Raw genomic sequence first — 23,167 nt, forward strand, 5'->3', positions numbered from 1 at the left:
CGTCGTCGAATCACGATGTTATTGGCGGAGAAAATCACGTGCACGGAAGCCGAATGGAACCGTTTCGCAACCGGCCGGCAGTCCCTTTTCAATCGCGATGGCCATCGTGCAATACGCACGCGGCCGGCTGGCCCGGTCCGGCGACCGGGCCACCGTCGCGCTGTCCGGCCGCGTGTGCCTCTTGCGCGAGGTCACGGAACGCGGAATCATCGATCAGTTCGCCATGCCGTGCGGCGAGCGTCCGTGCATTTTCTTTCCTCACCTCTTGCCAGCCCCATGTCCATCGATTACTCGCCGATTCCCTGTCCCGTCGTCGTGCCGCTCGACGCGATCCTGCCCGAAGAACCGCTGCTGATGATGGGAGCCGGCCCGGTTCCGATCCCGGCCGCCGTCGCGAAGGCGAACACGATCGTGATCAACCACCTCGGCGCGACGATGGCGAAGATCATCGAGCAGGTGAAGGAGATGGCGCGCTACGTGTTCCAGACCCGCACGAAGTGGGTGCTCGGCGTCGCGGGCCCCGGCTCGGCCGCGATGGAGATGGCGATCTCGAACCTCGCCTGGCGCGGCACGCGCGTGCTGTCGATCCGCAACGGCTTCTTCAGCGCACGGATGGCCGAGATGGCCACGCGCGTCGGCGCCGACGTCGCGACGCTCGAAGTGGCCGACCGCGCGGTCGCGAGCCTCGACGAGATCGCGGATGCGATCGCCCGCGAGCGGCCCGAGATCGTCACGATCGTGCAGGGCGAAACGTCGAACACCGTGTGGAACCGCGACCTGCGCGACATCGCGGCGCTCGCGAAGGCGGCCGGCGCACTGGTCGTCGTCGATGCGGTGTGCACGCTGTCGACGATGCCGCTCGAAATGGACGCGTGGGGCATCGACGCGGTGATCACCGGCGGCCAGAAGGGGCTGTCGTCGATCCCGGGCGTATCGCTGATCGCCTTCTCCGATGCCGCGTGGGAGCGCATGAAGCATCGCACCGAGCCGAACGCGCACTGGTGCCTCGACATGGCGCTCGCGGAAAACTTCTGGCACAACGCCGGCTATCACTACACGGCGCCCGTGTCCGGCGTGCTCGCGCTGCACGAGGCGCTGCGGCTCGTCTGCGCGGAGACGCTCGAAAGCCGCTTCGCCCGCCATCTGCGCTGCTCGCTCGCGCTGCAGGCGGGCGTCGAGTCGATGGGGCTCAAGCTCTATGCGCCGAAGGACTGCCGGCTCAATTCGGTGGTCGGGATCGAGACGCCGGAAGGGCTGACGCCCGGGATGGTCTGCGGCCACATCTCGAAGCAATACCAGGTCGAGATCTCGGGCTCGTTCGGCTTGCCGATCGTCCGGATCGGGCAGATGGGCGAGCAGTGCCGCGAACACAACCTGTTCCGCACGCTGCATGCGTTCGGCCGCACGATGGTCGACCTGAAGGTGCCGGTCGACCTGCCGGCCGGCGTCGCGGCGCTCGAACAGGAATTGTCCCGGCGCGGCGCGTAAGCGGGAAAGCGAGGGAAGGGGCCGCGCTCAGCGGCCCTGCATCGCGCGCCGGTACGTATTCGGCGTCGTGCCGTGCGCGTCGCGAAAGCGGTGGCTGAAGTGGCCGGCGTTCGCGTAGCCGCAGTCGGCTGCAACTTGCGCGAGCGGCAGCGCCGTCGTGCGCAGCAGTTCGCGCGCCCGAGCGAGGCGCTGCTCGGCCACCCACGCGTGCGGCGCGCGTCCGAACGACAGCCGGAACATCCGCGAGAAGTGGTATTCGGACAGCGCGGCGACCTCGGCCAGTTCGCCGAGCGTCAGCGGCTGCGTGAGATATGTGTCGATGTAGTCGCGCACGCGGCGGCGCACGGCCGGAGCGAGCCCGCCGCGGAACGTCGTGTCGGTGCGTGTCGTGCTTTGCCCGCGCAGCAGCAGGCTCAGCACCTCGTGCGCGGTTTCGTTCACGCGCAGCCGCTCGTCGGCGTCGTCCCAGCCGTCCAGCGCGAGCGAGCGCAGCAGCGCGGCGACGCGCGCATCCTCGAAATAGGTGCGATCGGCGAGCTTCAGCTCGCGCGGCTCGCGGTCGAGCTCGCGGATCGCGCGCTGCGTGAAGTGCTCGGGCAGGAAATACAGGTGGATGAAGTGCATCTCGCCGCGTACCCACCAGCGCGACTCATGGTCGCCCGGCAGCGCGCACAGCAGGCTCGGCGCGCCGTAGCGCGGCACGCGCTGGCGCTCGGTCCGGTAGCCGCCGTCGAGGTAGCACGACAGCGTGTGGTGGCCGGGCTGCTCGTAGACCGTTTCGCTTTCGTCGGTGATCCGCGTCCATTCGGCGATCGCCAGGTGGTCGCCGAGCCACGCGAAGCGCTCGAGCGTCGCATTCGCATCGGCGAGCGTGCGGCAGACCGACTGCAGGCCGAACGGTAGATCGCCGCCGGCCAGGGCGGCGGCGTGGTCGACGGGCGGGGCGGAGAGGGAGAGGCTCATGATGCGCCGAGTATAAGCGGGCGTGCGGCAGCGCGTGCGGCGCCCCGAAAAAGACCGCAATTCCGGACAATCGGCCCGCGCCGCGCGGCGGCATAGTCGGGATCCCGATTCACCCGATTTTCCGGATTGCCGCCATGAACCTGTCGCTTTATTTCGTCACCGTGCTGATCTGGGGCACCACCTGGATCGCGATCAAGTGGCAGCTCGGCTCGGTGCCGCCGCCCGTATCGATCGCATGGCGCTTCTGGCTCGCGGCCGTCGTGCTGTTCGCGCTGCTGCGCGTGATGCGCCGGCCGGTGCGCCCGCCGCGCGACGCGTGGCGCTTTCTCGTCGCGCAGGGCTTCGCGCTGTTCTGCGTGAACTTCCTGTGCTTCTACTACGCGGAGCAGGTCGTGCCGAGCGGCCTCGTCGCGGTGATCTTCTCGACCGCGCCGCTCCTGAACTCGATCAACGGCCGGCTGTTCATGGGCCGCCCGCTGCGGCCGTCGGCGATCGCCGGCGCATTGCTCGGGCTGACCGGCATCGCGTGCCTGTTCTGGCAGCAGATGGCCGGCCATCTCGACGATCACGCGACCTGGACGGGGCTTGCGATCGCGTTCGCGGGCACGATGTGCTTTTCGATCGGCAACCTGCTGTCGAGCCGGATGCAGTCGATGGGGCTGCATCCGCTCGTGACCAACGGCTGGGCGATGCTGATCGGCGCGGCGATCCTGACCGTCGGCAGCGTGGCGGCCGGGATGCCTTTCACGCTCGACACGAGCCCGCGCTATCTCGGTGCGCTCGTCTATCTCGCGGTGCCGGGCTCGGTGATCGGCTTCACCGCGTACCTGACGCTCGTCGGCCGGATCGGGCCGGAGCGCGCCGCGTACTGCACGGTGCTGTTCCCGATCGTCGCGCTGGCCGTGTCGACGGTGTTCGAGGGTTACCAGTGGTCGCCGCTCGCGGTGGTCGGGCTGCTGCTGGTGGTGGCCGGCAACCTCGTCGCGTTCGACCTGACGCGCCGGCTGTTTCTGCGGACGGCTTGAGGAAGGTCGCGGCTGCGCGAGCGCTCGATCGAGGAAACCGGCGAAGGATCGTTTTGGTTGACACGGTTGACTTGGTTTCGATTCGGGGCTACGCTCGATCATTCCGGTAGTGACGGGAGGTGATGATGATCGCGCGGGCTCATACGCTGGAAGGGACGGCTGTCATTCTTGATGTCGAGACGGAGGAGGCGCTGCGCAGCGCTGTCGGCGCGGCGACCATGCTCGGTCCCGATCGCGCGCGGGCGCTGCTCAGCCTGCCTGACGAGCAATTGGGGCACCTGTTCAAGGTCGGCATCGCGCAGGTCATCGATCTGGCCGGCACGATCACGTTCGGCATAGCCGCTGCCGCGACGCGCGACAGGAAGCCGACCGGCCGGAAGAAGCGGGCGGAGAGCGTCGCCGTCGATCCGGAGCGGCAGGTGCAGGCGGAACGTCGCATGCTGGTCGCCGACGGCAAGCTGCTGCCTGCCGCGCAGACATGGGCCGGCCTCGGCATGACGCGGCAGGCGCTCAGCAAGGCCGTGGCGTCCGGCCGGATCTTCACGGTCGATGTCGGCGCCGCACAGTACTATCCGGCCTTCTATCTGGCGGGAGATATCGATCGAAAGACGTTGGGCAAGGTGACCCAAGGTCTGGGCGGTTTGCCGGGATGGAGCAAATGGCAGTTCTTCACGACGCCGAAGGCATCCCTGGGCAACGTGACGCCGCTCGTCGCGCTGTCGCGCGGGAAGGTGGATGAAGTCGAGCGCGCCGCCACGGCGTTCGCCGAGCGCTAGGCGGCCCGTTTGCTGACGGCGCCGGGGGAACATTTCGCGAGCGCGACACTGGTGACTCGCGAAGTGGCGCCGACGGCGCTGGTGCGTATCTCGCGATATGCGACCGGCGAGCCTTACTTCGGGAAATCGGGCGGCAATCGCTTCGACGATCCGCGCAAGCGGCGGCGGTACGGCACCAGCTATTTCGGCTTCGATCTGCATTGCGCATTCGCCGAGACGGTGCTGCACGACGAAGTCGCCGATCTGGTGCGGGGCGGTTTTCCGCTCGTGACGACCGAACTCGATCGCTACGTCCTGTCATTTGACGGCGCGCCGCTGACGGTCGCCGTCCTGCACGGCTTGCCGCTGAAAAATCTCGGTGGCGACGGTGCGTTGTCGACCATCGCACCGTACGACGTTCCGCAACAGTGGTCGCTTGCCGTCCACCGTCATCCCCGTCGCGTCGACGGGTTTTTGTACATGTCGCGCCATCTCAACACGTCGGAAGCGCTCGTGCTCTTCGATCGTGCCGAACCGAAGCTCTCGCTCGGGCGCGCCGTTCCGTTCAGGCGTCATCCCGATGCGGCCCGCGTATTGCGGGACTTCAACGTGCTGCTGCGTTGACGCGCGTTGCGCGTGCGCCAACGCGCGTCACGCCTCTCTCACGCTGCCGCGCCGCTCCCCGCCACGCGCGCCTGCCGCTGGTACAGCACCATCGACAGCGCGACGCCCGCAGCCGCCGCCAGCGCCGCGAACAGGAACACCTGCGGATAGCCGAATGCGCCCGCGACATAACCGGCGAGCGGGCCCGTGATGCCGAGCGACAGGTCGAGGAACACCGAGTACGCGGACAGCGCCGCGCCACGGCTCGCGGGCGGCACGAGCGCGACGGCCTCGACGCCGAGTGCCGGGAAGATCAGCGCGAAGCCGAAACCGGTCAGCGCGGCGCCGACGAGCGCGATGTGCGGCACGGGCGCGAGCCACAGCAGCAACAGGCCCGAGCATTCGAATGCGAACGACACGATCGCGACGCGGAAGCCGCCGTAGGTCTTGATCGTGTTCGCGAACAGCAGGCGCGCGCCGATGAACAGCGTGCCGAACACGGTCAGCGACAGCGCGGCGTTCGGCCAGTGGCGCGCCGCGTAGTACAGCGTGACGAAGGTCGCGATCGAGCCGAAGCCGGCCGAGCCGAGCGCCAGGCCGAGGCCGTGCGGCAGCACGCGCGTGAACACGCTCGCGTACGACATCCGTTCGCCGTGCACGAGCGGTACCGACGCGATCAGGCGCGCGAGGTAGAAGCCGGCCGCGGCCAGCGCGATCACGATCACGCCGATCAGCGCCGGGTTCAGCGTATTCGCGATCGCGACGCCGACCGGCGCGCCGAGCGCGAGCGCGCCGTAGGTCGCGATGCCGTTCCACGAGATCACCTTCGCGTTGTGCGTGACGCCGACGCGGCCGATGCCCCACAGGATGGCGCCGGTGCCGCACAGGCTTTCGCCGACGCCGAGCACGAGCCGGCTCGCGACCAGCAGCACGAGGCTCGCGACCGGCCAGTGCGCGAGCAGCAGCGCGACGAGCAGCAGCACGCCCGACACACCGCACCCGATCAGCCCGCGCAGCACCGTCTGCTTCGGGCCGAGCGTGTCGGCCAGGCGCCCGGCGAGCGGCCGCGACGCGAGCGTCGCGAAGTACTGGACGCTGATTGCGCCGCCCGCGACGATCGCGGAAAAGCCCAGGTCGTCATGGACGAAGCCCGGCAGCACCGCGAGCGGCAGGCCGATGGTCAGGTAGCAGATGAACGTGAAGCAGACGACGGACACGATTTGCAGCGTGACCGCGAACCCGCTGCGCGGCGGTGTGGCGGAATCGGTTGACATGGGGTCGGAACGAATGAACGAAGCAAACGGAAGACGGCGAAAAAGGGAATCGGGATTTTCCCATGGAACCGGTTTTCACGCAGGTACCATTTAGTTAATCGCGACCTCATTTCGGCGACGGCGGACGGTGGCGGGGGGCGTCGGGAACGGGCGCGGAGCCCCGTGCGGAAAGGATGCCGGGCCGCCGCCGGCGTCCATATCGCGGCAGTTATATGGGCCCCATGCGTGATGGGCTATGGGTTGCGGAATTTGACGGTGATAGCGTGCAAACTGTCAGATAAACGTCGGTCAGGCGCTCCGCGCAGGCCGCCTTGCCCCCATTTGAAGAAACATCGAGACATGAGTGAGCCGATTCGCTTCTACCATCGTCACGCGCTCCGCGAAGTCAGCGGCGCGGACGTCACCCGCACCGTGCAGCAATACCTGCGCGAGGACGCGCATTGCACCGGCACCAAGGAAGGCTGCGCGGAAGGCGACTGCGGCGCGTGCACGGTCGTCGTCGGCGAGCTGACCGACGCCGGCACGGTCGAGTTCAAGGCCGTCAACGCGTGCATCCAGTTCCTGCCGACGCTCGACGGCAAGGCGCTGCTGACGGTCGAGGACCTGCGCCAGCCGGACGGTGCGCTGCACCCGGTGCAGCAGGCGATGGTCGATTGCCACGGTTCGCAATGCGGGTTCTGCACGCCCGGCTTCGTGATGTCGATGTGGGCGCTGTACGAGAAGCACGGCCATGAAGGCTGCGCCGCCGCGTGCACGAAGGCGAAGGACGTGCCGACGCGCACCGAGATCGCCGACGCGCTGACCGGCAACCTGTGCCGCTGCACCGGCTACCGGCCGATCGTCGATGCGGCCGTGCAGATGTTCGACGCGGCCGGCGAAGGTGCGCCGGCGCCGTCGGCGCCGGTCGACACGGCCGCGCTGGCCCGCACGCTCGCGTCCCTCAAGCGCGACGACACGTTCGACTACACGACGCTCGACGGCGCGCGCTTCGCGGCGCCGCGCACGCTCGACGCGCTGGCCGCGCTGAAGGCCGAGCGTCCCGACGCGCGCCTTCTCGCGGGCAGTACCGACATCGGCCTGTGGGTGACCAAGCAGATGCGCCGCCTCGACGACCTGATCTACGTTGGTCAGATCGCCGAATTGCAGCGGGTCGTGCACGGCGACGACTGGATCGAGATCGGCGCGGGCGTGACGGTCGAGAAGGGCTATGCGGCGCTGGCCGGCACGTATCCGGAACTGACCGAGATGTGGAAACGCTTCGCGTCGCTGCCGATCCGCAACGCCGGCACGATCGGCGGCAACGTCGCGAACGGCTCGCCGATCGGCGATTCGATGCCGGGCCTGATCGCGCTCGGCGCGCGCGTCGTGCTGCGCGGCGGCGATACGGTGCGCGAGCTGCCGCTCGAGGCGCTGTACACGGGCTACCAGCAGAAGGACATGGCGCCGCACGAATTCGTCGTCGGCCTGAAAGTGCCGACCCGCACCGGTGCGCGCGCGAAGCTGCAGTTCCGCACGTACAAGCTGTCGAAGCGGTTCGACTCCGACATCTCGGCCGTGTGCGCGGCGTTCGCGTTCATCGCGGACGGCGACACGATCCGCGAGCCGCGCATCGCGTTCGGCGGGATGGCCGCGACGCCGAAGCGAGCGACCCAGACGGAAGCCGTGCTCGACGGCGCGCAGTGGCACGAAGCCACCGCGCAGGCCGCGATGCAGACGCTCGAGCGCGACTACCAGCCGCTGTCCGACATGCGCGCGACGAGTACGTATCGACTCGATACCGCGAAGAACCTGATCTATCGCTTCTGGCTGGAGACGCGTCCGCACGACCCGCTGCCGCCGCAGGCGCTGAACGTGCGCGAAGTGGCCGCCGAAGTCGCCGCTGAAGTGGCCAACGACGCGGCGCGCGTCTGAAGACGGAGAACACCGGACATGAACCAGCAAGCAGAACCGTTCCTGAGCACCCTCGACCCGCAAGCCGACGCCGCGCAGGTCCACGTGTCGCGCGCGCACGAATCCGCGCACCTGCACGTCAGCGGGCGTGCCACCTATACCGACGACATTCCCGTCGTCGCGGGCACGCTGCACGCGGCGCTGGGCCTGTCGGCGAAGCCGCACGCGAAGATCGTGTCGATGAACTTCGACGCGGTGCGCGCGACGCCGGGCGTGGTCGCCGTGTTCACGGCCGACGACATCCCGGGCGTCAACGATTGCGGCCCGATCATCCACGACGACCCGGTGCTCGCGAAGGGCATCGTGCAGTTCGTCGGCCAGCCGATGTTCATCGTCGTCGCGACGTCGCACGAAACCGCGCGGCTCGCCGCGCGCCGCGCGCAGGTCGACTACGAAGAGCTGCCGGCGATCCTCACCGCGCAGGAAGCGCGTGCAGCCGAAACCTACGTGATCCCGCCGCTGAAGCTCGCACGCGGCGACGCGGCCGCGCGGCTCGCCGTCGCGCCGCACCGCGAGTCGGGCGAGATGCTGCTCGGCGGCCAGGAGCAGTTCTACCTGGAAGGCCAGATCGCGTATGCGGTACCGAAGGACGACGACGGGATGCACGTGTACTGCTCGACGCAGCACCCGAGCGAGATGCAGCATCTCGTCGCGCACGTGCTCGGCGTCGCGTCGCACAACGTGCTGGTCGAATGCCGCCGGATGGGCGGCGGCTTCGGCGGCAAGGAATCGCAGTCGGGCCTGTTTGCGTGCTGCGCGGCGCTCGCCGCGTGGAAGCTGCTGTGCCCGGTGAAGCTGCGTCCGGACCGCGACGACGACATGATGATCACCGGCAAGCGGCACGACTTCCATTACCGCTTCGACGTCGGCTACGACGACGACGGCCGCATCGACGGCGTGGCGCTCGACATGACGTCGCGCTGCGGCTTCTCGGCCGACCTGTCGGGCCCGGTGATGACGCGCGCGGTGTGCCACTTCGACAATGCGTACTGGCTCGGCGACGTCGACATCGCCGGCTACTGCGGCAAGACCAATACGCAGTCGAACACCGCGTTCCGCGGCTTCGGCGGCCCGCAGGGCGCATTCGCGATCGAGTACATCCTCGACGACATCGCGCGTTCGCTCGGCCGCGATCCGCTCGACGTCCGCTACGCGAACCTGTACGGCAAGACCGAACGCAACGTGACGCCGTACGGGCAGACGATCGAGGACAACGTGCTGCAGGAACTGCTCGGCGAACTCGAGACGACGAGCGACTACCGTGCCCGGCGCGCCGGCGTGCGCGCATTCAACGCGCGCAACACGGTGCTGAAGAAGGGCATCGCGATCACGCCGGTGAAGTTCGGCATCGCGTTCAACGTCACGCACTTCAACCAGGCCGGCGCGCTGGTGCACATCTACACCGACGGCTCGGTGCTCGTGAACCACGGCGGCACGGAGATGGGGCAGGGGCTCAACACGAAGGTCGCGCAGGTCGTCGCGCACGAACTCGGCATCCGCTTCGGCCGGATCCGCGTGACGGCGACCGACACGAGCAAGGTCGCGAACACGTCGGCGACGGCCGCGTCGACGGGCTCGGACCTGAACGGCAAGGCCGCGCAGGATGCGGCGCGCCAGTTGCGCGAGCGGCTCGCGGTGTTCGCGGCGAAGCAGTTCGGCGACGGCAAGGTCGACGCGGCCGATGTGAAGTTCGGCAACGACTTCGTGTCGGTCGGCGGCCACAGCGTGCCGTTCGGCGAAGTGATCGCGAAGGCGTACCTCGCGCGCGTGCAGCTGTGGTCCGACGGCTTCTACGCGACACCTAAGCTGTACTGGGATCAGTCGAAGCTGCAGGGCCGGCCGTTCTACTACTACTCGTACGGCGCGGCCGTGTCGGAAGTCGTGATCGACACGCTGACGGGCGAGATGCGCACGCTGCGCGTCGACGCGCTGCACGACGTGGGCGCATCGCTGAACCCGGCGCTCGACATCGGCCAGGTCGAAGGTGCGTTCATCCAGGGGATGGGCTGGCTGACGACCGAGGAGCTGTGGTGGAACAAGGGCGGCAAGCTGATGACGCACGCGCCGTCGACGTACAAGATCCCGACGGTGAACGACACGCCACCGGAGTTCAACGTGCGGCTGTTCCAGAACCGCAACGTCGAGGACAGCATCCACCGTTCGAAGGCCGTCGGCGAGCCGCCGCTGCTGTTGCCGTTCTCGGTGTTCTTCGCGGTGCGCGACGCGGTCGCCGCGGTCGGCGACTACCGGGTGAACCCGCCGCTCGACGCGCCAGCCACCGGCGAGTCGATCCTGCGCGCCGTGCAGGCGGTACGGGCGGCCAGCGCCGCGCGGGCAGGCTGACGTGAACGGGCCCGCTCGTCCACCGCGTCCCGCGTCCTGCGCACCCGTCGCGGGGTGCGAAGGCGCGTGCCGCACCGCGCCGTCGTCGATGCAGCCGTTCGCACCCGGCACCGGCCAGCGCAACCGCGCGACCGGCACGCCGGCGCCGATGCACATCGTGCTGTTCGGCGCGGGGCACGTCGGCCACGCGCTCGTCACGCTGCTCGGCGCGCTGCCGTGCGTCGTGCAGTGGGTCGATACGCGCGACGAGCTGTTCCCGGACGAATGTCCGCCGAACGTGCAGCCGGAGCCGACCGACACGCCGGAGGCCGTCGTCGATGCGGCGCCGCCCGGTGCGTATTTCCTCGTGATGACGCACAACCACGCGCTCGACTTCTCGCTCGCCGCGCAGATCATGCGGCGGCGCGACTACGCGTACTTCGGGATGATCGGCTCGCGCACCAAGCGCGTGAAGTTCGAGCGCCGGCTTGCCGCGCGCGGCGTCGATCCGGCGCGGCTCGTGGAGATGGTGTGCCCGATCGGTGTCGCGGGCATCGTCGACAAGGCGCCGGGCGCGATCGCGGTGGCCGTGTGCGCGGAATTGCTGCAGGTGCGCTCGGGCATGCCGGTGGCCGATGCGAAGGCGGCAGCGGCCGGCCGCGCACGCGACGAGGCGTCCTGCTCGCGATAGCGCCGCGCGGCCGGCGCACGGTCGCGCGTTTTTGCATACACTGCACGGCAACGCGCGGCATCGGGCCGCGCCTTACCGTGCACGCCCATGTCCGATCACCCGATCTATCTCGACACGCTCGATGCGAGCCTCGTCGCCATCGAGCGCTGGCTGTCCGGCGTCGATACCGCGCCCGCGGCACTCGACGCGCTGCTCGCCGCGTTTTCCCCAGGCTTCACGATGATCCTGACCGACGGCCGCGTCGTCGACCATGACGGTACGCGCGCGCTGTTCGCGAAGCTCGCCGGCGCGAAGCCGGGGCTGCGCATCACGTTGTCGGACATTCGCGTGCTCGCGACCGGCGCATCGCATGCGGTGATCACCTATCTCGAGGCGCAGCACGCGGCATCGGGCGAACTGCCCGCGCGCCGTGCGACGGCCGTGTTCGAACGCGACGCGGCGGGCGTCGTGCGCTGGACCCATCTGCAGGAAACCTTCTGCACGGCCTGAGCGGCCGCGTGGCGTGCCGGCCGCGCGTCAGCGCTTGCGCGTGCGGGCGACCGTCAGCTCGTCGGACACGCTCTGCATCAGCGCGCACAGCCACGCGATGTCGGTCGGCCGGTCGGGCTGCGGATGCGTGAGCAGGTAGCTCTTGATGCGCGGAAAGGGCACGGGCGGCGTGACGACGACGAGCGGCAGCAACTGCGCATAGTGCGTCGCGAAGCGGCGCGTCGTCGTGAAGATCAGGTCCGACTGCAGCAGCACCTGCGGCACGATGCCGAAGTACGGCAGCGTCGTCACGATGCGCCGCGTGAGGCGCGCGCGTGCGAGGCCGATTTCGATCGCGTTGCGCTTGTCGCCGGTGTACGGAGTCGGTGCGACGTGCGCCGCCGACGCGTACGCTTCGCGCGTGAGCGGCACGCGAGCGAGCGGATGTGCGTCGCGCATCAGGCACACGATCGTGTCGGAGAACAGGTCCTGGCGCGCGAACTGCGGGTCGGGCTTCGGCCAGTTGCCGATCACGAGATCGAGCGCGCCTGATTCGAGCGCGCCCGCGTGGTCGAGCGCGGGATTCAGCGAATCGATTTCCAGGTGCGCATGCGGAGCCGCGTCGCGAAAGCGCTCGATCAGCGTCGGCATGAAGAAATCGTTCAGATAGTCGGGCGCTGCGACGCGGAACGTGCGTCGCGCGGACGACGGATCGAAGTCGCCGTGCGGCGTCGCGATGAAGTCGACCTCACGCAGCGCGCGCTGCGCGGCCTCGAGCAGCGATGCACCGTATTCGGTCGGCACCATGCCGGATTTGCCGCGCACGAGGATCGGGTCGTTCAGCGTCTCGCGCAGCTTGCGCAGCGCGGTGCTGATCGCGGGCTGGGTCTGGTTCAGCCGCAGCGCGGCCTGCGTGACGCTGCGCTCGAGCAGCAGCGTGCGCAAGACGCGCACGAGCCAGATGTCGAGCGAGGCGGTACGGTCGTCGTCTTCCATCGGTTGGGGGTGTTCGGGTGACGCGTAACCTTACCGCAGCCGCGCGTTGGCGTGCGTGATACCGGCCATCACGCACGGCCCTTCGGCAGCGTGCTGATCCGCTTGACCTCGCGCGATTCGAGCCAGTTCGGCGTGCGTGCGCAGTACAGCACCATCGGCAGCGCGTCCTCGCCCCAGAACAGCTGCTGGTTCATCCAGAACGTCGGCACGCCGAACACGCCGAGCGCGATCGCGTCGGCATTGTTGCGGACCAGTTGCGCGGTGGTTTCCTCGAATTCGATCAGTTCGTCGCCGTGACCGACGCCGACGCGCTCGCACAGCGCCGCGAAGCCTTCCGGCGTCGACGGATCGTTGCCGTCGCGCCAGATGAAGCGGAACATTTCCAGCACGGTCGCGATATCGGCGCGCAGCGCGATCGCGAGGCGCAGCAGCTTGTCGGAATCGAACGGGTGCGCGGGCGGCATCTTGAAGCGGATGCCGAGCTGTTCCGCGCGAAACAGCGCGTGACGGTACGTGAACACGCGCTTGGCCGGCACGTCGGCGGTCGCGCGCTGGCCCCAGTGGCGCTGCAGGTCGGCCAGCGACACGGCCACGGGTTCGAACGGCACGTCCGGCCATTTGTCATGCTGCTCGAGCAGCAGATACGAGAACGGCGACACGAAGTCGAAGAACCAGGCGGGTTGGGCGGTGTCGAGGCCGGTTGTCATGTCGTTCTCCAGAGGGTGGGGCGTGCGGCGCCTGGCGGCGGCCTCCATGTTACGCGGCGGCACGCGCATGCAGCAATGATCGCGGATCGTCCGCTCACGCGGAACCGGGAGTCGCCCGAGGGGGCGTGCCGCCCGGCGGCGCGGCCTCGGCGCGCGCATTCGGCGGGCCGCTGGCGCCCGGCGTGCCCGCCGGCGTGTCATGGTCGTGCGCGGTGAGCCGTTCGCGCACGAAGCCGATGTGCTCGCGCAGCACGTAGAACTGCCCGGCGTAGGCCAGCGGCATCTTCATCCGGTTCACGGCTTCCTCGATGTCGTCCAGCTCGTCGAGCAACTGCACGCGCTCCTCGGCCGTGTGCTCGCCGAGCGCGCGGCGCTCGAGCGCGATCAGCGCGCCGTACCAGCGGTAGATGCGCGAGCGCACGCGCCAGCCGTACAGCGACGGCACGAGCCGCAGCCCGGGGATCAGCACGACGATCAGCGGCACGACCACGACCAGCAGCCGGTCGACCAGGCTCGCGACCCAGAACGGCAGCCGCCGGTACAGGAGGGTCTTGCCCGACTTGTAGTAGCGCGCGGCGTCGTCGGACAGCGGGAACCCGCGCGTGACGGGCGACGGGAATTCGCCCGCGTGCTGCAGGATCGTCGCGTGGCCGTGCACCTCGCGCGCGGCCTCGATCAGCAGGTCGGACAGCGCGGGGTGCAGCGAGTCGCGTGCGACGAGTTCGATGGTCGGCGCGACCGTGTGGATGTCGGCGGGCGGCAGGTTGTGGCCGAGATCGTAGACGCCCATCGGCAGCGTGATCGCGGTCAGGTACGGAAAGCGCCGCGCGTAGGCCTCGGCCTGCGTGAACGAATACACGTGCACGCCCGGCGCGCGGAACAGTTTCGCCATCACCGGGATCTGCGTCGAATCGCCGGACAGGAACGCCGCGTCGATCTTGCCGTCGAGCAGCGCGGTTGCCGCGTCCTCGCCCGCGGTCGGCAGCAGCTCGGTCGGGCCGCCGGGCACGATGCCGTTCATCTTCAGCAGCGCGAGGCTCAGCTCGCGCGCGCCGCTGCCTTCCGCGCCGAGCGCGAGCCGCTTGCCCTTGAAGTCGGAAAGGCGTGCGACGACCGGGCCGCGGTACATGATCGCGAGCGGCACGTAGCCGATGCTGCCGAGCGACACGAGGTGTTCGTCGCGCTCCTTCGGGCCGACGCCGCTCTGCACGAAACCGACGTCGACCGGCGCGTTCGGGTTCGACAGCCGCGCGAGGTTCTGCGCGGACCCTTCAGACGATTGGACGTCGAGCGTGACGCCGTTCTTCGCGAGGATCGCCTTGTACTTCTGCGCGGCGTTCCAGTACGTGCTGCCGGGCGGGCCGGACGAGATCACGAGCGTGGACGGCGGCGCCGGCTGGATCAGCTTGACCGCGAGCCAGACGGCCGCGGCGGCGAGCAGCACGGTCGGGCCGATCGACAGCGCGAGGTCGCGCCACGACACCGCGACGAAGCGGGCGAGGATGCGGCGGGGCGGGCGAGGGCGGGCAGGCTTCATGGGGTCGGCGGATGACGCTGGCATGACGCATCGGTGACGGTCGGGCGGTTGTCACGGGCGATGTGGATTCTCGCGGCGATGGTACCCGGTTTCACCGCGCATGCGCGAGTCGGGCGCCCGGCGCGGCGCGCCGGCGACAGCGGCGGGCGGCCGCGCGTCAAAAGCTTTGCGCTTCGGCGGGCGCTGGATTACATTGTGCGACGCAGCCGCGCCCGATTCGCGCGCGACCCGGCACGCAATGAGACCGGGCGCGTCCGGCCGGCGGCTGCCCGGCCCGGCCGGCCCGCTTTCAGCGAGCGCCGGCCGCCGGCCCGTGACGCCTCTCTCGTATCGCCGTGGAAAACACCGGCTGTCCCGCCCGTTCGCGCGCGGGCCGGCTGTTTTTGGGGGTATTCGGCCGTACTGTGCACGGCCGTTCCGGAGTGATAAGGAGATAGCATGAAGTCGATCGTGTTGAGAGCGTTGGGTGTCGCCGCCGTGGCGGCCTGTCTGTCGGGCAGCGTATATGCGCAGTCGAGCGACGCAGCGGCAACGGAAGCGCCGGCGGCCGCGACGAGCGCGCCGAAGGCCGCCGCGAAAACCGCGAAGAAGGCGAACCGCAAGCTCGGCTACGCGGTGCGCAAGGCCATTACGAAGGCAGGCGGCATCGACGTGGCGAACATCGTCGTGCGTTCGAAGGGCGGCGCGATCACGCTGGAGGGCACGGTGCCCGACCAGGCTCAGATCGACAAGGCGGAAGAGGCGGCGAAGGGCGTGAGCGGCGTGACGTCGGTCTCGAACAAGCTGACGGTTCAGCAGCAGTAACGCCGGGCGGCGGCGCGCGAGCGTCGCGCGCGCCCGTTTCCAGGCGGGCCCCGGCATGCCGGGGCCCGTTTGCGCTTCAAAGGCCGACAGCCGCGCGCGGCGCGGCGGCGGACCGATAACGATATCGAGGGGGCGGCGATGACGAAACTCGGGTGGGGCAGGCGGGTGGTGTGGGGTGCGGCGCTGGCCGCGGTCGCGATGCTCGGCGCCTGCAACGGCGACGATTCGGCCGAGCGCAACCGGTTGCCCGGCTTCGTGTCCGGCAGCGTGCGCACGACGGCCTACGACGGCGCGAGCGACGACCTGCTGACGGCCGGCCTCGGCAAGACGGGCCTCGGCACGGCCACCGCGCCCGGCTTCGCGAACGCGTCGCGGCCGACGAGCGCCGAACTGCGCCGCCTGGCCATCTGGTCGAACTACCGCGCGCTCGTCGACATGAGCGTGAATGGCGGCTATGGCCGCTTCTGGGGGCCGAACGTCGATCTCGACGGCAACGACACGCTCGGCGAAGGCAAGATCGCCGGCACCGAATATCTCGCGTATTCCGATGACGGCAGCGGCACCAAAAACGTGACGCTGCTCGTGCAGGTTCCCGCCAGCTTCGATCCGGCACAGCCCTGCATCGTCACCGCGACGTCGTCGGGCTCGCGCGGCGTGTACGGCGCGATCTCCGCGGCCGGCGAGTGGGCGCTCAAGCGCGGCTGCGCGGTCGCCTACAACGACAAGGGCGGCGGCAACGGCGCGCACGAGCTCGGCTCCGACACCGTGACGCTGATCGACGGCACGCTCGCGAACGCCGTGCTGGCCGGCACCGCGAGCCTGTTCACCGCGAACGTGACGAGCGGCGACCTCGCCGCGTTCAACAGCCGCTTCCCGAACCGCTACGCATTCAAGCACGCGCATTCGCAGCAGAATCCCGAGCAGGACTGGGGGCGCGTGACGCTGCAGTCGGTCGAGTTCGCGTACTGGGCACTCAACGAGCAGTTCGGACCGCTGATCGACGGCTCGCATCACGGCGTGCGCTATCGCGCGGGCGACATCACGACGATTGCCGCGTCGGTCAGCAACGGCGGCGGCGCGTCGCTCGCGGCGGCCGAGCAGGACAACCGCGGCTGGATTACCGCGGTGGTGGTCGGCGAGCCGCAGGTCAACGTGCGGATGGCGCCGAATGCGGTCGTGCGCACGGGCGGCCAGCCGGTGCCGTCGTTCGGCCGGCCGCTGGCCGACTACGCGACGCTCGCGAACCTGCTGCAGCCGTGCGCGGCCGCGTCGGCGTCGCTCGCCGGCGCGCCGTACCTGAGCGCGCTGCCGGCCGCGACCACGCAGTCGATCCGCACGCAGCGCTGCGCGACGCTCGCCGCGGCAGGGCTGGTGGCGGGCGCCGACACGCAGAGCCAGGCGGCCGACGCGCTCGCGCAGCTCCACGCGGCCGGCTATCTGGCCGATTCCGACCTGCTGCAGGCGCCGATGTGGGATTCGCAGGCGATTCCGGCGATCGCGGTCACCTATGCGAACGCGTACACGCGCTCGCGCGTCACCGACAACCTGTGCAACTTCAGCTTCGCGACGATCAATCCGGCGACCGGTGCGGTCGCGGCGCCTGCCACGTCGCCGATGCCGGCCGTGTTCGGCGTCGGCAACGGCGTGCCGCCGACGGCCGGCATCGACCTCGTGTTCAACAACGGCGCAGGTGTCGACCACCGGCTCGCGACGCCCGATGCGAGCTTCGCGGGCGCGGCGTGCCTGCGCCAGCTGTGGACGAACGGGATGCTCGGGATGCCCGCGAACGTCGATGCGGTGCGCGTGAACGCGAACCTGCAGGGCAAGCCGGCGATCATCGTGCAGGGCCGCAGCGACGCGCTCGTGCCGGTGAACCACGCATCGCGTGCGTATGTCGCGCAGAACGGCATCAGCGAAGCCGGGCGCAGCCGGCTCGTGTTCTACGAGGTGACGAACGGCCAGCACTTCGACGCGTTCCTGCCGGTTGCGGGCTTCGACACGCGCTTCGTGCCGGTCCACTACTACAACCTGCAGGCGCTGAACCTGATGTGGAAGCACCTGAAGAGCGGCGCGCCGCTGCCGCCATCGCAGGTGATCCGCACGGTGCCGCGCGGCGGCACGCCGGGTGCCGCGCCGGCGCTGACGAGCGCGAACCTGCCGCCGATCTCGGCCGCGCCGGGCGCGAACGCGATCACGACGGGCGCAGGCACGATCGACGTGCCGCTCTGACGGCACCCGCAGCATCGCCCCGCGAAGCCGGACAGTCGTCCGGCTTTTTTTCTTTTTGCGGCATGGAATCGGTCCCGAACGGCCATTTATCCGAATGGCGAGCGCCGTAACAAATTGTTACTTTACGGCATTAAATCCGGAACTTAATATGCGCCGGTATTTTCACTTAATTTAATAAATTCCAGATACGAGATATTCCTTTCCGTTTAGTTAATCGACCCTTTCGATTTTATTAAATCGGCTCGAGCTGCGATTGATCGTCGTTTCGCGATTAATCGGCATCTCGCCGAGGGGGATTGTTCGTCTGTTCGAAGCGGAGCGGCCTTGCCGGGCGGGCTTTGCAGGGCACGCTTTTGCCGTCGATTTTGTGCGTATGCAAATGCGCGAAATGGATTCGTATTGCTGCGGATTATTGAATTGTCGTTTGCAATGGAATTGATTCCATTGTGCGGTTGCAAAAACGTGGGTGGGGTAAATCATGCCGGTCGGTATTCGCCGATTCGGTAAAAAACTCGGAATGCGTCGCATAACGAATGCATTCCCGGTGCGGAGCGCCGGCGCAAATGATCCTTTGCGACCGGCGGTATTTATCGTTCTGTTCGAGAGGCAATAATGACGACACGGAAGTCCTTGAAAGACGGTTTCGCGCTATTCGGAACGACCTTGAGCGTGCCGCTCGCCGCAGCAGCGGCCGCGGCGCTGCTCGTCACGGGATGCGGCGGCGACGACGGGCCGAGCCCGGCTGCATCGGCCGCCGCGGCGGCCGCGACGTCCAGCGGCAGCACGCAGGCCACCACCAACGCAACGGCCGCCGCCGCGGCCGACCAGCCCTACGTCGATACCGACGTGTACGGCACCGGGCCGAACGACGCGGTCACGGATTCGACCGAAGGCGCCGCGGTCGTGCACCGCCAGGTCACGATCGGCGGCAAGACGATCAAGTACACGGCCACCACGGGGCACCTGACGACGATCGATCCGGTCACGTCGGCACCGAACGCGAAGATGTTCTACGTCGCGTACACGCAGGACAATCCGGACCCGTCGAAGCCGCGCCCGGTCACGTTCTTCTACAACGGCGGCCCCGGCTCGTCGTCGGTCTACCTGCTGCTCGGCTCGTACGGGCCGAAGCGCCTGCAGTCGTCGTTCCCGAACTTCACGCCGCCCGCGCCGTACAAGCTGCTCGACAACCCGGACAGCCTGCTCGACCGCACCGACCTCGTGTTCATCAACCCGGTCGGCACCGGTTACTCGACGGCGATCGCCCCGGCGAAGAACAAGGACTTCTGGGGCACCGACCAGGATGCGCACTCGATCGACCGCTTCATCCAGCGCTACCTGACCAAGTATTCGCGCTGGAATTCGCCGAAGTTCCTGTACGGCGAGTCGTACGGCACCGCGCGCAGCGCGGTCGTGTCGTGGGTGCTGCATGAGGACGGCATCGACCTGAACGGGATCACGCTGCAGTCGTCGATCCTCGACTACGCGAACGCGCTGTCCGCGCCGGGCACGTTCCCGACGCTCGCGGCCGATGCGTTCTACTGGAAGAAGACGACGCTCAACCCGACGCCGACCGATCTCAACGCATACATGGTCCAGGCCCGCAACTACGCGGACAACACGCTCGCGCCGCTTGCGCAGAAGCCGAACCCGCAGGACGGCGGCTTCGTCAACGTGCGACTGAACCTGAACCTGCAGACCGCGCAGCAGATGGGCGCGTACATCGGCACGGATCCGACGTCGCTGATCCAGACCTTCGGCAACCCGGCCGCGCTCGGCAACGTGCCGTCGTCGGACGACAACCCGCCGTACACGTTCTTCCTGACGCTCGTGCCGGGCACGCAGATCGGCCAGTACGACGGTCGCGCGAACTTCACGGGCAAGGGCATCGCACCGTACATCCTGCCGAACTCGGGCAGCAACGATCCGTCGATCACGAACGTCGGCGGTGCGTACACGGTGCTGTGGAACAGCTACATCAACACCGACCTCAAGTACACGTCGACGTCGTCGTTCGTGGACCTGAACGACCAGGTCTTCAACAACTGGGACTTCAGCCACACGGACCCGACCGGCGCGAACAAGGGCGGCGGCAATACGCTGTACACGGCCGGCGACCTGGCATCGACGATGAGCGTGAACCCGGACCTGAAGGTGCTGTCGGCGAACGGCTATTTCGACGCCGTCACGCCGTTCCACCAGACGGAGCTGACACTCGCGCAGATGCCGCTCGATCCGACGATCAAGGCGCAGAACCTGACGATCAAGAACTACCCGTCGGGCCACATGATCTACCTGAACGACGCGTCCCGGACCGCGCTGAAGGGCGATCTCGCCAACTTCTACGACGGCATCCTCGCGAACCGTACCGCACTGCAGCGCGTGCTGAAGCTGCAGGCGCGCACGCAGCAGCTCAAGCAGCAGAAACTGCAGCAGCAGGGGCAGTAGGCGGCGTGGGCGGCGAGTGCCGCCTGACGTGAAAAGCGCACCTGCTCATGCGTCCCGACGCTTCGGGCGCGTGCGTTGACGATGCCGCAGAAGTGCCTCGCGATGCCCCGGAGTCATGGACTTCCGGGGCATCGTCTCGTCTGACGATGCACGCCGGCCGCAAGTCGCGGGTGACGGCGTCGCATCGTCCTTAAAAGGGGGATGAACAGCCCTCTATTGAGGATTTTTGTGGGCCTGCAGGTATTCAGACGGTCGGCACGGCGGGCGTTTGCCGTCAAGGGCGGCGAGAAGCCGCTTACGCGAGAATGAGCCGCACGCCGACCGCGACGAGCGTCGAGGCGAGCAGGTTGCGCAGCAGCCGCTCGGGCGCGCGCGCCGACAGCAGGCTGCCGAGCACGATGCCCGGCAGCGAGCCGAGCAGCAGCGACAGCAGCATCGACCAGTCGACCGAGCCGAGCAGCCAGTGGCCCATGCCGGCGACCAGCGTGAGCGGTACGGCGTGCGCGATGTCGGAACCGACGATGCGGGTCGTCGCGAGCATCGGATACAGCAGCAGGAGCACGGTGACGCCGATCGCGCCGGCGCCGACCGACGTCATCGACACGAGCACGCCGAGCACGGCGCCCGTCAGCACGGTCGACCACAGCGTGCGCGCGGGGCTCGGCGCGAGCGGGTTGCGCGCGGCGAACGCGGTGAGTTGCGGCCGGAAGATCAGCGCGAGCGACGTGAGCAGCAGCGCGATGCCGAGCACGAGCTGGATCATCCGCGCGGTGCCCGGCGTGTTCATCCCGTGCGTATGCAGCCACCACAGCGTGACGGCTGCGGCCGGGACGCTGCCCGCCGCGAGCCGGAGCGTGATGCGCCAGTCGATCGATCCCTTCAGGCCGTGGACGAGCGTGCCGGTGGCCTTGGTCGCGGCCGCGTACAGCAGGTCGGTGCCGACCGCCGTCGCAGGGTGCACGCCGAACAGCAGCACGAGGATCGGCGTCATCAACGAACCGCCGCCGACGCCCGTCAGGCCGACGAGAATGCCGACGAACAGGCCGGACAGGGAGTACAGCAGATCGATATGGGGAAGCGACATCGGAACCAGGCGGTTATGCGGTGTTCGGGGCGGCGCGTGGCCGTGGCGCGCGCGTCAAAGTCCGCCATTGTCGCAAAAGTGACGCGTCAACGTACGACTGCGTTAAAAATCGGCCGGGAAGGCCGGCGCGGCGGCCGGCAGGACAACGGCGAAACGGGCGTTTGAATGGCAGTGCGGCCGATGGATGGCCGTCGGACCGGAACGCATGGCGAATCCGCCGCGCGCCGCGCCCGGCAAGCGAAAAAAAGGGCGCGACAGTGCGCGCCCCGGTTCGACCGCTGCTGCCGTCGCTCAGTGCATCGCGGGGCCGACGCTTTCGACGGTTGCCTGCCGCCGGATGCGCAATGCGAGGCCGATCAGCGCGGCCACGGCGGCGAACACCGCGCCGAACGCGAATGCCGCGTGGTAGCCGCCGTTCAGCGCGGCGAGCGGCGCGGCCTGCGCTGCCCCGAGCGCATCGGTGCGGGCGGTCGCGAGGCTCGCGAGCACCGCGAGGCCGAGCGCGCCGCCCATCATGAACGCGGTGTTGACGATCCCCGACGCCAGCCCCGAATCGGCCGGGTCGACGTCGCTCATCGCGGCGAGCAGCACCGGGTTGAACGCGATACCCGCGCCGATGCCGAGCAGCGTCATGCCGGGCAGCACGTGCCACACGAAGCCGCCGTCGACCGGCGCGCGGGAGAACAGCGCGAGGCCGCAGGCCGCGATCAGCAGGCCGGCCGTGATCGGGCCGCGGATGCCGAAGCGCATCACGATCCGCGCCGACAGCCCGAGCGAGAACGCGGCCATGATCAGGTTCGCCGGCAGGAACGCGAGCCCGACCTGCAGCGGCCCGTATTGCAGCACGCGCTGCATGTACAGCGCCGACAGGAAGAACCACGCGAACATCGCGGCTGCCCACAGCACGGCGATCACGTTCGCGAGCGCGACGTTGCGCGCGGCGAACAGCGAGAGCGGCATCAGCGGATGCGCGGTGCGCGCCTCGATCGCGATGAACAGTGCGAGCAGCACGGCGGCCGCGCCGATCAGCGCGACCGTCTGCGCCGACAGCCAGCCGGCCTCGTTGCCGCCGACGATCCCGTAGACGGCCAGCATCAGCGACGCGGTCACGGTAAGCGCCCCCGCGACGTCGAGCCGCGCGGCGCCGGCCGGCGCACGCATGCGCGGCAGCAGCGCGGCGCTCATCGCATAGACCGCGATGCCGATCGGCAGGTTGACGAGGAAGATCCAGTGCCACGACAGCGAACTCGTCAGCAGCCCGCCGAGCAGCACGCCGATGCTGCCGCCGCCCGCGCACACGAAGCCGTACACGCCCATCGCGCGTGCGCGCTCGCCGGGTTCGGTGAAGAGATTCATGATCAGCGACAGCGACACGGCCGACACCACCGCGCCGCCGAGCCCCTGCACCGCGCGCGCGGCGATCAGCATCGTCTGCGATTGCGCGAGGCCGCATGCGAGCGACGCGAGCGTGAACACGACGAGGCCCGCGAGAAACATGCGCCGCTGGCCGTACAGGTCGCCGAGCCGGCCGCCGAGCAGCAGGCAGCCGCCGAACGTCAGCAGGTACGCGTTGACGACCCACACGAGGGCCGTTTCGGTGAAATGGAGGTCGGTGCTGATCGACGGCAGCGCAACGTTCACGATCGTGCTGTCGAGCACGATCATCAGTACGCCGAGGCAGAGGACGATCAGCGCGTACCAGCGCTTCCCGCCGTGGATCCCGTGGGTCATGGGGCTGCAACCTTCTGATGGTTGTTCGAAGGATGCATTGTAGAGGTCAAGGACGCGGGCTTCCTGCCGGTTTGTGGCAGGAGCGGCGCGTA

At 68.8% G+C, this 23,167-nt stretch carries 18 protein-coding genes; 11 read left to right on the forward strand and 7 right to left on the reverse strand.

Features of this window, described 5'->3' with window-relative positions:
* The first annotated feature begins 276 nt into the window (after window positions 1-276).
* A complete protein-coding gene (locus U5798_RS10335; protein WP_059235871.1) occupies window positions 277-1,488 on the forward strand; it encodes a pyridoxal-phosphate-dependent aminotransferase family protein in 1,212 nt (403 codons plus the stop codon).
* Between the two features lie 27 nt (window positions 1,489-1,515).
* Here the strand turns inward: U5798_RS10335 and U5798_RS10340 are convergent, their stop codons facing one another.
* Window positions 1,516-2,451: an AraC family transcriptional regulator gene (locus U5798_RS10340; protein ID WP_322081977.1), complete on the reverse strand. Its 936-nt coding sequence runs from the start codon at window positions 2,449-2,451 to the stop codon at window positions 1,516-1,518.
* A gap of 134 nt (window positions 2,452-2,585) precedes the next feature.
* Between U5798_RS10340 and U5798_RS10345 the strand changes: the two genes are divergently transcribed.
* The 3 genes from U5798_RS10345 (at window position 2,586) to U5798_RS10355 (ending at window position 4,855) form a co-directional block, all read left to right on the forward strand.
* Complete coding sequence (locus U5798_RS10345) at window positions 2,586-3,476, forward strand: DMT family transporter (RefSeq protein ID WP_322081978.1); 891 nt, start codon at window positions 2,586-2,588, stop codon at window positions 3,474-3,476.
* Window positions 3,477-3,598: 122 nt separating this feature from the next.
* Window positions 3,599-4,252: a hypothetical protein gene (locus U5798_RS10350; RefSeq protein ID WP_322081979.1), complete on the forward strand. Its 654-nt coding sequence runs from the start codon at window positions 3,599-3,601 to the stop codon at window positions 4,250-4,252.
* A gap of 51 nt (window positions 4,253-4,303) precedes the next feature.
* Window positions 4,304-4,855 (forward strand): RES family NAD+ phosphorylase, encoded by a 552-nt coding sequence (locus U5798_RS10355; protein WP_322081980.1) that lies wholly within the window; start codon window positions 4,304-4,306, stop codon window positions 4,853-4,855.
* Between the two features lie 38 nt (window positions 4,856-4,893).
* Here the strand turns inward: U5798_RS10355 and U5798_RS10360 are convergent, their stop codons facing one another.
* The gene (locus U5798_RS10360) at window positions 4,894-6,108 is read right to left on the reverse strand and encodes an MFS transporter (protein WP_124449243.1); all 1,215 of its coding nucleotides are present in this window, start codon (window positions 6,106-6,108) and stop codon (window positions 4,894-4,896) included.
* 339 nt (window positions 6,109-6,447) lie between these two features.
* Between U5798_RS10360 and xdhA the strand changes: the two genes are divergently transcribed.
* The 4 genes from xdhA (at window position 6,448) to U5798_RS10380 (ending at window position 11,560) form a co-directional block, all read left to right on the forward strand.
* Window positions 6,448-8,019: a xanthine dehydrogenase small subunit gene (gene xdhA / locus U5798_RS10365; protein ID WP_322081981.1), complete on the forward strand. Its 1,572-nt coding sequence runs from the start codon at window positions 6,448-6,450 to the stop codon at window positions 8,017-8,019.
* Between the two features lie 18 nt (window positions 8,020-8,037).
* Complete coding sequence (xdhB, locus tag U5798_RS10370; protein WP_322081982.1) at window positions 8,038-10,401, forward strand: xanthine dehydrogenase molybdopterin binding subunit; 2,364 nt, start codon at window positions 8,038-8,040, stop codon at window positions 10,399-10,401.
* Window position 10,402: 1 nt separating this feature from the next.
* Entirely contained in the window at window positions 10,403-11,071 is a 669-nt protein-coding gene (xdhC, locus tag U5798_RS10375; protein WP_124449236.1) for a xanthine dehydrogenase accessory protein XdhC, read from the forward strand.
* Between the two features lie 87 nt (window positions 11,072-11,158).
* Complete coding sequence (locus tag U5798_RS10380; RefSeq protein ID WP_124449234.1) at window positions 11,159-11,560, forward strand: nuclear transport factor 2 family protein; 402 nt, start codon at window positions 11,159-11,161, stop codon at window positions 11,558-11,560.
* 27 nt (window positions 11,561-11,587) lie between these two features.
* On the opposite strand, the gene U5798_RS10385 is transcribed toward U5798_RS10380, so the two are convergent.
* The 3 genes from U5798_RS10385 to U5798_RS10395 form a co-directional block, all read right to left on the reverse strand.
* Window positions 11,588-12,535, reverse strand: coding sequence for a LysR family transcriptional regulator (locus U5798_RS10385; RefSeq protein ID WP_124449232.1), 948 nt, complete (start codon window positions 12,533-12,535; stop codon window positions 11,588-11,590).
* A gap of 68 nt (window positions 12,536-12,603) precedes the next feature.
* A complete protein-coding gene (locus U5798_RS10390) occupies window positions 12,604-13,242 on the reverse strand; it encodes a 2-hydroxychromene-2-carboxylate isomerase (RefSeq protein ID WP_124449230.1) in 639 nt (212 codons plus the stop codon).
* Between the two features lie 94 nt (window positions 13,243-13,336).
* Window positions 13,337-14,779 (reverse strand): TAXI family TRAP transporter solute-binding subunit, encoded by a 1,443-nt coding sequence (locus U5798_RS10395; RefSeq protein WP_124449228.1) that lies wholly within the window; start codon window positions 14,777-14,779, stop codon window positions 13,337-13,339.
* Between the two features lie 438 nt (window positions 14,780-15,217).
* On the opposite strand from U5798_RS10395, the gene U5798_RS10400 reads away from it, so the two are divergent.
* From U5798_RS10400 to U5798_RS10410, 3 genes are all read left to right on the forward strand, one after another.
* On the forward strand, window positions 15,218-15,583 hold the full coding sequence (locus U5798_RS10400) for a BON domain-containing protein (RefSeq protein WP_089424630.1): 366 nt from the start codon (window positions 15,218-15,220) through the stop codon (window positions 15,581-15,583).
* Window positions 15,584-15,721: 138 nt separating this feature from the next.
* On the forward strand, window positions 15,722-17,812 hold the full coding sequence (locus U5798_RS10405) for a D-(-)-3-hydroxybutyrate oligomer hydrolase (protein ID WP_322081983.1): 2,091 nt from the start codon (window positions 15,722-15,724) through the stop codon (window positions 17,810-17,812).
* A gap of 612 nt (window positions 17,813-18,424) precedes the next feature.
* Window positions 18,425-20,260 carry a S10 family serine carboxypeptidase-like protein gene (locus U5798_RS10410; RefSeq protein WP_322081984.1) on the forward strand — a complete coding sequence of 612 codons (1,836 nt, stop codon included), beginning with the start codon at window positions 18,425-18,427 and terminating at the stop codon, window positions 20,258-20,260.
* 295 nt (window positions 20,261-20,555) lie between these two features.
* On the opposite strand, the gene U5798_RS10415 is transcribed toward U5798_RS10410, so the two are convergent.
* Together U5798_RS10415 and U5798_RS10420 are read right to left on the reverse strand one after the other, a co-directional pair.
* On the reverse strand, window positions 20,556-21,344 hold the full coding sequence (locus U5798_RS10415; RefSeq protein ID WP_124449220.1) for a sulfite exporter TauE/SafE family protein: 789 nt from the start codon (window positions 21,342-21,344) through the stop codon (window positions 20,556-20,558).
* A gap of 291 nt (window positions 21,345-21,635) precedes the next feature.
* A complete protein-coding gene (locus U5798_RS10420; protein ID WP_322081985.1) occupies window positions 21,636-23,075 on the reverse strand; it encodes a DHA2 family efflux MFS transporter permease subunit in 1,440 nt (479 codons plus the stop codon).
* Window positions 23,076-23,167: the final 92 nt, after the last annotated feature.

The sequence above is a fragment of the Burkholderia sp. BCC1972 genome (assembly GCF_905339605.1).
Taxonomy (GTDB): domain Bacteria; phylum Pseudomonadota; class Gammaproteobacteria; order Burkholderiales; family Burkholderiaceae; genus Burkholderia.